The following is an 11,201-nucleotide window of genomic DNA, read 5'->3' as shown; positions in this document are numbered from 1 at the left end:
GACGACGATGCCAAAGTCAGTGATCTGCATGTGTGGGCGATAGGCCCAAACATTCATGCGGCTATTGTCTCAGTCGTCTCGCATCAGCCCGAGTCGCCTACAGTCTATAAAAAGCGCATTCAGGCACACTGCCAGTCCCTGGTCAATCATGCCAATCACGCTTTCAAGATGGCCGTTTGCCCGCTTCAGACGTTTGATAATGTTCGGGTGAGATTGATGCGTGTGATCATTTACCATGTTTAATTCCTATCCCCCACGGGGGGATGGTATCCTCCGTTCTCGTTGAAATCCAACCACAGACTCGACGCAGTAGATTGATGATTTCGGCCATTCACCCGAGAAAACTGCTTCCAACGCTCGTCATACTCCTTGCATTGGCGGGCCTGTCACTGTCGGTGATTGGCGAGTCATTCTCTCACGGTGTGGCCAACTTGGCAGGCGATTGGGAATCGAAGTCTGACGGCTACCCAGGCAGTCATGGTGCGCATGGACACACCCACGATTTTGACGAAGATCCAGAGACATCATCAGTGCATCATGATGCTGGCAATCATACCCACGAGACCGTGGACCACCTCAGGGTTCCGTTTGTTTCCCAAAGCCTGACCGTTCTCCGGCAGCCCGTACCCTTTGCCGGAGGTTCCCCCCGCAGTTTGCGCTATCGGCTCGAACGCCCCCCGAAAGGCTCCCTTCCTATTTGATTCCTGCCGCTTGAGCGGCCTCAGAAAACAAATTCGATTGGAGTCTTTATGTTGTCAAGCTTGCTTGGCGGTTGCCGTAGAATGTCCTTATCGGGCAGCGGCAGTCGTCTGTTTTGGATATTTCTGACCCTGGGCTTGCTGGGAATGAGTACGGATGTGCTCGCGCACGCAGTCGCTCAGGGCGACAAGGGGTACATCCAGGAAATTACCGGTGTAAACCTCATTGCATTCACCTATCTGGGGGCAAAGCACATGGTCACCGGCTATGACCACCTGCTGTTCCTGCTAGGTGTCATTTTCTTCCTCTACCAGATGAAGCACATCGCGATCTACGTGAGCCTGTTTGCCCTCGGGCATTCCACGACGATGTTGCTCGGGGTGTACTTCAACGTGGGCATCAATAGCTACATCATTGATGCGATTATTGGTCTGTCCATCGTGTACAAGGCACTGGACAACATCGGTGCCTATCAGCGCTGGTTTGGCTTCCAGCCCAACACCAAGGCCGCCACGTTGATTTTCGGGTTCTTCCATGGCTTTGGTCTGTCCACCAAGATCATCGAATACGACATCTCACAGGACGGCCTGATTCCGAACCTCCTCGCCTTCAATGTGGGCGTGGAAATCGGACAGTTGATCGCCCTGGCCATGATCCTGATCGTCATCAGCTTCTGGCGAAAAACCGACGGCTTTTTCCGCCATGCCTACACCGCCAACGTCGCCATGATGAGTGCAGGTTTTCTGCTCTTTGGCTATCAGCTCACCGGTTACTTTGTCGCCTGATTCTGGAGATTTTTTATGTACAACACAGATATACCCAACCGTGAAGAACTGCCCAGCACTGCCAAGCTGGTTCGATCAACCATCATTGCGGCAATTGTGGCGCTGGTTCTGCTGGTAACCGTGGTCATGCCCGCCGAGTATGCCCTGGACCCTACAGGCGCAGGTCGCCTTTTGGGCCTGACTGAAATGGGTGAGATCAAGGAGCAGCTCGCCGAAGAGGCTGCTGCTGACGAAGCTGCTCAGATGGTTGCTGTTCAATCCTCAACTGAGCGAGAGGCCCCGGAAGTCAAAGAACCTGTCGTGGCTGAGGCCGTTAAGGAGCCAGCTCCCTCGCCTGAAGCAGAAGTTGCACCTGCCGAGCAAGAACCTGCGCCTGCACCAGAAGTTGTGGAACCGCAGTGGCAGGATGAAGTACGCGTGGTTCTCACACCGGGAGAAGGCACAGAGTTCAAACTTACTATGGAGGAAGGCGCTATAGCCCGATTCTCCTGGGTATCAGAGGGTGGCCCGATCAACTTCGATACCCATGGTGATGGAAGTGGTCAGTCAATTTCCTACGAAAAAGGCCGGGGCGTGCCTGAAGACGAGGGCGAGTTGAAAGCAGCCTTTACCGGCAATCACGGCTGGTTCTTCAGAAACCGGAACGACAACGACATCACTCTGGTACTGCGTACCGGAGGAGACTACGGGCAGTTTAAAAAGATGTTGTGACGTTCACCAACGAATAAGCGCCGAGGGGTCTCCGGGCCTATGTCTTCATAGGTCCGGACCGTGCTTAAGTAACTTAATGTTCTACAGTTCGCTAAACCAAAAATCTGGAATTCTTCATTAATGCGATCAAATATTGGCTCATTGAAAAGGTAATAATCACACCTGAAAAACCGGAGCGAATCCACCTCCGGGGGTACGAAAATTGGTTGTCTGGCCTTGGTATATCCTCGCCGCAACCAGCATACTTTTGCCGGCGTAGGTATACAGCCGAATGTCGACTTTTCGGGTGACTACTGCATCGTCAATTCTCAGGGTTCGTTCTCCAGCGGGGACAAGGTCCTGGGCGATGTAGCCACCATTCAGGATGTTCTCGAAAACGCGCCGGGTTAGTTTGTCGCCCCGGTAGACGCCTTTGCTGCCATGGCCGGCAACCGGCTTGAAGAACAGATGACGTCGCGCACTCCACAACTCAGCCGCGTCGTTCCTCGAAACCTGCCTGGTTTTCGGCACGGCTCTCTCCAGGTAGCCTGCATCGGCCTCATTGAGCCCCCAGTCTCGAAGGGAGTGGGGTGCGGATAGCAGGGCCAGGTTTCGCTTGTCAGCCAGCACAGCGTGCACATGGGGATTAGGCGTTACCACCACGGCGCCATCCAGATAGGCATGCCTTAATGCCGCATGGGGCGCGGCGTCCAATGCGAAGTCCACCAGGCGGTTGTAGACCATATCAATGGGCTTACCGCGGGCTGTCAGCGTACCGCCGGCATACTGAAGCTCCTGTGGATCGAGTATCAATGTATCAATTCCTTTGGCTCGGAGAATCTGTTGGGCCAACTGGAATTCGGGGAACATAAATTGTGTCTTTGGGGCATCGTCTACTATGGCCAGGCAACTGGGCCCGAAATTGTCGTGCTGGCTTTGCCACTCCTGTTTGAACATTGAGAACACCGCGTCCTCGAATCCGTCGAGCGGCTGCTGGGGTGTTGTGGGTTGTTGAGATGGGTCGCAGCAATTGCGCTGGGCTCTCGACAAGACAAGGTTCAGGAAGGCGCCACCGGCGTTGGTGTTGATTTCGATCAGCCGGGGGCCGTCGGGACCCATGTGAAAATCATAGCCCATGAACGCCCCGATGGGCCCTGGATTGAACTGTGCGATTTCCGGTGCCCAGGAAAGTACTCGTTCTCGGTACGAGGGAAGCTCTGAGGCCGCTTCAATCGACTGAACGATCCTCTCCATCTCCGCTATGTCGGCTCGGGGTACGAAAACCGGTGTGTTTGAAAAAAGGTGATCGAACTCCGGGAGCGTTGACAGTTCGCTTCCAGCATCTGAAAGCTGGTTGTGGAGGCTCTTGTTGAGGGCTATTCGGTCAAGAGTGATGCAGTAGCATTGGCGGTTGAGTTCGTTGGCCCGGCTGTTTGCTATTCGTCTGTTCTCATAAATAGGTTCCGGCATCTGGAGTCCGTCATTCGAGGTTTGCAATGGTTGAAACGGCTTACTTAATGCTCGAAGAATCTATCTTGCATTTGTGATTTGCGTCAAATAGATCCACATCTTGTGTCTGTTTTCAGGTCTGTTTCAGTTCCGCGTGTTGAACTACTGCTAGGTAAATTGGTGCTTGCCATCTATCTTCGACTCTCACAATGGGCGGCGATCTCTCCCGTCGATGGCAGCCTTTTGATCACCAGTCGGGCCGAAGCCAAGCTCTGGGTGCTTGATCCGGGCTCTCTGGAGATTATCGATGACGTTTCTTTGGACGGGATAGGTCACCAAATATCGCTAGAGGCATACTAGCCAGTAAGCCCCACTGACAAGCTTTTCCCAAAGGGAATCTATATGGATAAGCGTTTTAAGATTACGTTGGCAATTTTTGCGGTTATCGCTTTGGTTTTACTCTGGGGCGAACATAAGGTTCACCTTCTGGGTGCTCTGCCGTGGTTAATCCTTCTTGCATGCCCGTTTATTCATATGTTTATGCACGGAGGGCATGGGAGTCACGGTGGCCACAACCACCACGATCAACCAGAAGGCAAAAACGGAGGCCAACGCGATGACTGATGCTTCGTCCGACTACGGCCTTTGGGGGCTGGTGGTTCTTAACTCGGTGATCTTTATTTTCTTCGCTTTCAGTTTTTTTAAGCCACAGACCCAACGAGACTGGCGATCCTTCGGCGCGTTCAGCGCGTTTCTCGTGGCATTATTCACTGAGATGTATGGGTTCCCGTTGACACTCTATTTTCTATCCGGTTGGCTTCAGACTCAATACCCCGATGTAAATTGGCTTGCCCACGATAGCGGGCACCTGCTTGAAATGCTTTTTGGTTGGCAGGGTTCTCCCCATTTCGGCCCCTTCCACTTGTTGAGTACGGTGTTTATTGGTGGAGGTTTTTACTTGATTGCCGCCGGGTGGCGAACCTTGTACGCGGCGCAAAAAGAGCGAAAGCTGGCTACGACAGGTCTCTATTCGTATGTTCGGCATCCACAGTATGTCGGCTTTGTCTTGATAATGTTTGGCTTCCTGCTGCAGTGGCCGACTCTGTTAACCCTGGCGATGTTCCCGGTTTTGCTCTGGATGTATTCACGGTTATCGATCAGTGAGGAACGGGAAGCCGAAGAAACGTTCGGGGAAGCCTGGAGACACTATGCAGACAACACTCCCAGGTTTTTGCCGCGATTGCGCGGATTGGGGCGGCAAGCTTGAACAAAAGCTCTACTCATTTGATGGGTAGATAAAGGAGCCGTTGGTGAACCAATCACTTTCGATACGTGCAGTCGCTGGGATGGTTCTTGTCGCCTTTCTTTGGGCGATCTGCTTTCCTTTTATTGTGGTGGGGTTGCCGGACGCGCCACCTTTGCTTTTTGCCGCTTTACGCGCATTGCTGGCAGGGCTCTGTCTGATTCTGCTCGCTTTTACAAAAGGTGGTCGGCCCAGTTATTCACTTCGCCAGCTCCTGATACTGGCCGCAATTGGCTTCAGTTACACGGGCATGGGGCTTGGAGGGATGTTTTTAGGAGCTGGCAAACTGGGGCCAGGACTTGCAACCGTTCTGGCTAATGCGCAACCGCTGTTTGCGGCGGTTCTTTCATTTTTTATCGTCCGAGAGGTTGTGACCGGGCGTGTGTTTGTAGGCCTTTTGATCGGTTTTATTGGTGTTGTGGTGCTAGCGATGCCAGAGATGGAATTTGGTAACGCCAGATTTTCAGGTGCCGTCTATGTTCTTGGTGGTGCCATTGGAACCGCCATTGGAAACGTGCTGCTTAAATACCAGGCCGGCAGTGATGATATCTATTGGTCGATGGGCATTCAGCTTGCCATAGGTTCAGTGTTTCTGGGAATAGCATCTGTGACCTTGGGCGAGGGCTTTGAGATTGACTGGACCTGGTCATTTACCACTGCCATGTTCGTTCTGGCCATTCCGGCAACGGCAATGATGGTTGTGCTCTGGTATGCCTTGCTCGCCAGCGCGCCCTTGAATAGCCTCAATTCGTTTACCTTTTTAACGCCTGTTTTCGGTCTCGCTATCGGAATGCTTTTGTTCGGCGAAACTTTCACATCACTGGAAATGATCGGGATAGGAATCACAATTGTCGGCTTGGTGATCGTTGTCAAAGCGCCTCGGAAAACAACAAGCGGTTCCGCTGTCGGAGAACAGTCAAAGGTGATCCGTAGCTCATAGTAGAAAAGGGAGTAGTCAATGAGAGTCTGGATTAGCGTTCTCCTTTTGTTTGCCGCATCAGGTCGGCTTATCGCGGGCCCTCCCTCGGCAGTTTCCTTGATTGAAGGCATGGAACAGACTCTGTGGTCCGACAGCAATCACGGGCGTTTCACTATGCGGATCGAGTCTGAGTATTGGACTCGCACACTGGAACTGGAAGCCTGGATGAATCGTCCGGAGCATACGTTGATTCGCATTCACGCGCCCAAAAAAGAGGCCGGCATCGGCTCGCTGCGCATCGGCGATGCCATGTGGAATTACTTGCCCAAAGTTGATCGCACCATCAAGATCCCACCGTCGATGATGCTCCAGCCATGGATGGGCTCCAACTTCAGCAACGACGACCTGGTCAAGGAAAGCTCGTTCGTCGAGGACTACACCCACGAATTGGTCGAAACCGACGATTCCGGTGAGGTGCCTGTGTATCGTGTTGTCTCGACGCCCCGACCTGATGCCTCGGTAGTGTGGAGCCGTCTTGAATTCAATGTTCGGGAGGACTCGATCCCGGTTTCGCTTGCCTACTACGACGAGCGCGATCAGATCGTCAAACGCATGACCTATGAGCAGATCGAAACCATGGATGGGCGGCGGATACCCACCCGCTGGACGATGGTGGACGCCGATAACCCCGAGTCCCGCACGGTGATCACGATTGACTCTATTGAATTCGACCTGCCGATCGATGAACAGGTGTTTTCATTTCGCCGGCTGCGCAACCCACAGTGAGGGGCCGGCATGAGCATCGTCAATGTGGAGAAAGTCTCGCGAATTTACCGTCAGGATTCCATCGCCGTCAAGGCCCTGGATGAGGTGTCGGTCGCGATCGAGGCCGGGGAGTTCACAACCTTGGTGGGCCCGTCTGGATCGGGTAAAACCACGCTATTGAATCAGATTGGAGCCCTGGACGAGCCGGATAGCGGGCGCATTCAGGTGGCGGGTGAGGAAATCACCGGGCTTAGCCGAAAGAAGCGGACCCTTCTGCGGCTGTGGAAGGTTGGCTTTGTATTTCAGGAATACAACCTGATTGGCGTGCTGTCGGCTCAGGAGAACGTCGAGTATGTGCTGATGCTGCGCGGAGTGCCGTTTCGGGAGCGCCGTGCCGAGGCCCGGCGTATTCTGGTGGAGGTCGGCCTGCAAGGGCTGGAGCGGCGCCTGCCCCATGAACTGTCTGGCGGCCAGCAACAGCGTGTTGCGGTGGCCCGGGCGATTGTCAGCAAGCCAGCGATTGTCCTGGCCGACGAGCCCACGGCCAATCTCGATTCCACGACCGGCGCGGCGCTACTGGACTTGATGCGTAAGCTCAATGCCGAGCATGGCATTACCTTTGTCTTCTCCACCCATGACCCGATGGTGATGGAACGCGCGCGGCGGGTAATCCATCTCCGCGATGGCCGCGTCGAGCGTGAGGAAATACGGTCGTGATGGCGTGGCTACGTCTGGCTTTTGGCAACCTTCGGGTCAATCGTCGGCGTACGGCCATCACACTGTTGTCGGTGGCCGTCGGTGTCGGTGGGCTAGTGTTTCTCTGGGCATTCATTGATGGCATCAACGCCCAGATGATCAACAACATGACGGGCTATGTGACCGGCGACCTGAAGGTACATCAGCGGGGCTTTCACGATGACAGAGAGATGAACATTGCCCTGGCCGAGCGCTGGAATCTCACAGAGGAGGTATCGGCCGTAGCCGGTGTGGCGGCAACCACCCCCCGGGTGACGGGCCATGCCCTGGCCAGCCGTGAAGACCAGTCACGGGCATTACAGGTGATTGGCGTCGACAGCGCGACGGAATCACGGGTCACCCGGCTTGACCGGTCGATTGTCCGTGGTCGCTACCTGGAACGCGGCAATGAAATTCTTGTTGGCGTCGATGCCGCCGGTGCCCTGGATGTCTCCCCGGGCGACGAGCTGGTACTGGTGGTGCAGGCGTCGGACGGCTCTATTGGCGCCGACCGGTTCGAAGTGGTGGGCGTATTCGAGACCGGCATCAAGCGAATTGATGGCTTCGTGGGCCAGATGCCCTTGGCCTCTGCCCAGGCGCTGTATGCCTTTCAGGGGCGGTTTACCGAGATTGCGGCCCGCGTGCAGGATGCTGACCGGCTCGACGAGGTGGTCGGCACTGTCGGGAATCAGCTGCGCGATCGAAACGTGGAAGTGCTGGGCTGGCCGGCGCTGATGCCATCGCTGGTGCAGATGGTTGCCTTTCACGACGCCGTCGCCTACATCGTGATCTTCGTGGTGTTTGTGGTGGTGGCGGCCGGTATCGTTAACACCATTCTGATGTCGGTACTGGAGCGTGGCCGCGAATTCGGTGTAATGATGGCGTTGGGTACGCCCAGCAGTCGCATCGTCTGGCTGGTGCTTCTCGAAACAACGGTTCTGGCCGGTCTCGGCTACCTGTTGGGGTTGGTACTTGGGTTGTCGGTGACCGGCTATTTCAGTAGCAATGGGCTGGATTTCAGCGCCTACATCAAGGCCATGGATACCATGCCGGGGCTCAGTGGCATCGTTTATCCCACCATCGAAGCTCAGCGCCTGGTTGTGATTGGCATTGTGGTGGTGTCGGTAGCCCTGCTGGCGGCCGCCCTCCCGGCCTGGAACGCGGGTCGCAACAGCCCGCTGGAGGCGATGGGGGCACGGCGCGCGGTGGTCAATCGCATCCGCCGGATTCACTGGCAGGTGACGTCGGATCACCGGCTGCTGATTTTCGCACAAATGGCACTCCGTTCGGTATTCCGAAACCCGCGACGGTCGATGATTACCGCCTCGGCCACTGCATTCGGGCTGGCGGCCTATCTGTTTCTGTACGCCTTCGCCGATGGTTTCTTCGAGCAGATGATCCAGAACTCGACCCAGCAGCTCAGCGGGCACGTGCAGGTGATGGCAAAGGGTCACGACGTGGATCTGTCGCCAGATTTACGTATTGCCGACAATCGAACCTTGCAACAGCGATTGCAGGAGCATCCTGAGGTTGAGGCGGCCGCTCCCAGGGTATTGCTGCGTGCCATGGTGGCAAACCCCGGGAAGAGTCTGCCGGTGGAATTGGTGGGTATTGCACCGGAGCAGGAGAGGGCGGTTACGGAACTTTCAGGGTACATGGAGCAGGGCGCTTACGTTCAATCCGGGGAGACGGGCATTGTCATTGGCCAGAAACTGGCTGAGGAGCTGGGCGCCCGGCTGGGGGACAAGCTGGTCATTACGGTCCAGCAGGCTGGCGGAGATCTTGCCTCCAGTGCCCAGGCCATCCGCGGTATCTATCGCACTGGCAGTGACCTGTTCGACACCGAGTATGTCTTCACCGATATCGAGGCAGCCCGCCGTCTGGGTGGCCTGCTGGAAGACGAAGTCTCGCGGATCGTACTCAGGCTGTCAGACAGGGCGGAGAGTGCGCCCCTGGCGCGAACCCTGAACCAGTCGCCGCTTCTGACCAACGACGAACTGGTGGCCCAGGACTGGGAGACCCTGCTCCCGGTGGTGGTGCAGATGGTGGAAATGAGCCAGGTGGATTTCTATCTCATTCTGTCAGTGGTCTTTGTGGTAGTCGCCATTGGCGTCATGAACACCATGGTGATGTCGGTGATGGAACGTACCCCGGAACTGGGCGTGATGCTGGCGTTGGGAACCAGAGGGGCCCAGCTGCAGCTGACGATTCTGTTTGAGGCGTTCTTCCTGGCAATACTGGGAATGCTGGCAGGAACGGTGGTTGGCGGACTGCTTGTTGTCTGGCTTGGCACTTCCGGCATTGATCTGTCCTCGATCAGCGGCGCTCTGGAAGCCATCCCCGGCCTTACCGATCGTATCTATCCGGTGCTGATTTTCGATCACGTCTGGCTGCCCAGCCTTCTGTTGTTCCTGTGCTCGGTGCTGGTGGCGCTGTATCCGGCCTGGCGGGCCTCGCGACTGGATCCGGTGGAGGCCATCCGCCATGGTTAGGCGATCTCCATTGATGCTGGTCGCGATGGCCTGGCTGATGCTGGCTTCAAACACCGAGGCTGACTTCAGCTATTCGGGGTCGCTCAAGAACCTAAGTGCCGGGTCGCGCTCGTTGATTGACGACAATCCCTACTTCTCGAACCTGACCCGCCTGCGTATTGAGCCCCGTTACCGATATGAAGACTGGGTTCTGGATGCGGCTTACGACCTGGAAATGGTGACAGGCAGTTTCCTGGACAGCCCGGAGTTTGCCCTGCTCAAGGGTTCTCCCGATCCACGCTACTGGGATCTCCAGGGGGACGTGCATGAATCAAGGGATGTGCTGGCGCGCCATCAGCTTTACCGTGGCACGATACAGTGGCGCTCACCGGTCGGTGATTTCCGATTTGGTCGCCAGCAGGTGAATTGGTCAACCGCCCTGATCTGGAACCCCATGGACATTCTCAATCCTGTCAGCCCACTCCAACTGGAGCCGGACGAGCGCATTGGCGTGGACGCGCTGTTATGGGACAGATCCTGGGGTGCAACGGGCCGGGTAAGCGCCGTGCATGCGCCGCAACACGGGGGCCAGAATGCCAGCACGGCGGCACGGGCCAAGCGCTTCGTTGCCGGGGTCGATGCCGGCGTGATGATGGGCGAGTTCGCCGACGTCACCAAAGCGGGTGTCAGCGGCAGTGGCTCCGTGGCTGGCACCGGTTGGCGCACAGAACTCGTCTGGAGCAAGCCAGGCGCGGGAGACAGTTACTGGCAGGGAGTCGCGGATCTGAACTGGGCGTTTCGCAACGGGCTCAATCTGGCCGTTGAATATTTCTATAACGGTCAGCCGGTACCGCCGGGGACGACAGGTCTGGCCAATCTTGTGTCCGCACGGCCCCTGTATGCCGGTCGTCATTATGCCGGACTACTGGTATGGCAGGATATCAACCCGTTCTGGCAGTACCGGGTGGTGACCATCCGTAATGCCGATGATGCCAGTTGGGTGCTTTACCCGAGATCCACATGGATACTGCCGATGAGCCAGGAGATCTATTTCACTGCCGGAGCCCAATGGTTCGGAGGTGACCAGGACAGCGAGTACGGGAGGCTGGAGCGGCTTGGGCTGATGGAGATTCATTGGTTTTTCTAAAAAACTTGTCGAGAGTGTCATGAATTTACGATTAATCGCGTTGGCGTCCACTTAGTCTGAAAGGTGCAGTTCTTTCGATGGACGAGCTTTTGATTAATTAGGGAGGCTCTGAATAAGTCTCAAAATCAGCGATAATACGGTCATCGTCAACTGCACAGGATTCGTTGCCACCATGGATCAGATCACCTTCTCCGAAGCCGAGTACCAGACCAAGAAGCGTAAAACCCGCCGCGAGATT

General features: G+C 55.9%; 10 protein-coding genes and 1 pseudogene. 9 read left to right on the top strand and 2 right to left on the bottom strand.

Annotation, left to right across the window (positions count from 1 at the left end):
- Positions 1–135: 135 nt before the first annotated feature.
- Positions 136–237: pseudogene (locus JIF53_RS16795) on the bottom strand (metal-sensing transcriptional repressor); the annotation flags it as partial.
- A 512-nt stretch (positions 238–749) separates the two neighbouring features.
- Here JIF53_RS16795 and JIF53_RS16790 point away from each other — a divergent pair.
- Together JIF53_RS16790 and JIF53_RS16785 are read left to right on the top strand one after the other, a co-directional pair.
- Positions 750–1,484: a HupE/UreJ family protein gene (locus JIF53_RS16790; protein WP_199453476.1), complete on the top strand. Its 735-nt coding sequence runs from the start codon at positions 750–752 to the stop codon at positions 1,482–1,484.
- Between the two features lie 15 nt (positions 1,485–1,499).
- Complete coding sequence (locus JIF53_RS16785) at positions 1,500–2,195, top strand: hypothetical protein (RefSeq protein WP_199453474.1); 696 nt, start codon at positions 1,500–1,502, stop codon at positions 2,193–2,195.
- Positions 2,196–2,351: 156 nt separating this feature from the next.
- Here the strand turns inward: JIF53_RS16785 and JIF53_RS16780 are convergent, their stop codons facing one another.
- Entirely contained in the window at positions 2,352–3,311 is a 960-nt protein-coding gene (locus JIF53_RS16780; RefSeq protein WP_228285604.1) for a hypothetical protein, read from the bottom strand.
- Positions 3,312–4,025: 714 nt separating this feature from the next.
- Here JIF53_RS16780 and JIF53_RS16775 point away from each other — a divergent pair.
- From JIF53_RS16775 to JIF53_RS16745, 7 genes are read left to right on the top strand one after another with little or no spacing between them, the layout of a single operon-like run.
- Positions 4,026–4,247, top strand: coding sequence for a DUF2933 domain-containing protein (locus tag JIF53_RS16775; RefSeq protein WP_076657107.1), 222 nt, complete (start codon positions 4,026–4,028; stop codon positions 4,245–4,247).
- Complete coding sequence (locus tag JIF53_RS16770; protein WP_058091979.1) at positions 4,240–4,890, top strand: methyltransferase family protein; 651 nt, start codon at positions 4,240–4,242, stop codon at positions 4,888–4,890. The genes JIF53_RS16775 and JIF53_RS16770 overlap by 8 nt, the downstream gene beginning before the upstream one ends.
- A gap of 43 nt (positions 4,891–4,933) precedes the next feature.
- The gene (locus tag JIF53_RS16765; protein ID WP_289008981.1) at positions 4,934–5,866 is read left to right on the top strand and encodes a DMT family transporter; all 933 of its coding nucleotides are present in this window, start codon (positions 4,934–4,936) and stop codon (positions 5,864–5,866) included.
- 18 nt (positions 5,867–5,884) lie between these two features.
- Complete coding sequence (locus JIF53_RS16760; protein ID WP_199453468.1) at positions 5,885–6,631, top strand: outer membrane lipoprotein-sorting protein; 747 nt, start codon at positions 5,885–5,887, stop codon at positions 6,629–6,631.
- 9 nt (positions 6,632–6,640) lie between these two features.
- The gene (locus JIF53_RS16755; protein ID WP_092033491.1) at positions 6,641–7,327 is read left to right on the top strand and encodes an ABC transporter ATP-binding protein; all 687 of its coding nucleotides are present in this window, start codon (positions 6,641–6,643) and stop codon (positions 7,325–7,327) included.
- On the top strand, positions 7,327–9,837 hold the full coding sequence (locus tag JIF53_RS16750) for an ABC transporter permease (protein WP_199453466.1): 2,511 nt from the start codon (positions 7,327–7,329) through the stop codon (positions 9,835–9,837). The genes JIF53_RS16755 and JIF53_RS16750 overlap by 1 nt, the downstream gene beginning before the upstream one ends.
- Positions 9,830–10,963 (top strand): hypothetical protein, encoded by a 1,134-nt coding sequence (locus JIF53_RS16745; protein ID WP_199453464.1) that lies wholly within the window; start codon positions 9,830–9,832, stop codon positions 10,961–10,963. The genes JIF53_RS16750 and JIF53_RS16745 overlap by 8 nt, the downstream gene beginning before the upstream one ends.
- The last annotated feature ends 238 nt before the right edge of the window (positions 10,964–11,201 follow it).

Source organism: Marinobacter sp. bablab_jr008, assembly GCF_016464145.1.
Taxonomy (GTDB): domain Bacteria; phylum Pseudomonadota; class Gammaproteobacteria; order Pseudomonadales; family Oleiphilaceae; genus Marinobacter; species Marinobacter nauticus.
Note: the sequence above shows the minus strand (reverse complement) of the source record. Positions and strands in the feature narration are given on the sequence as shown.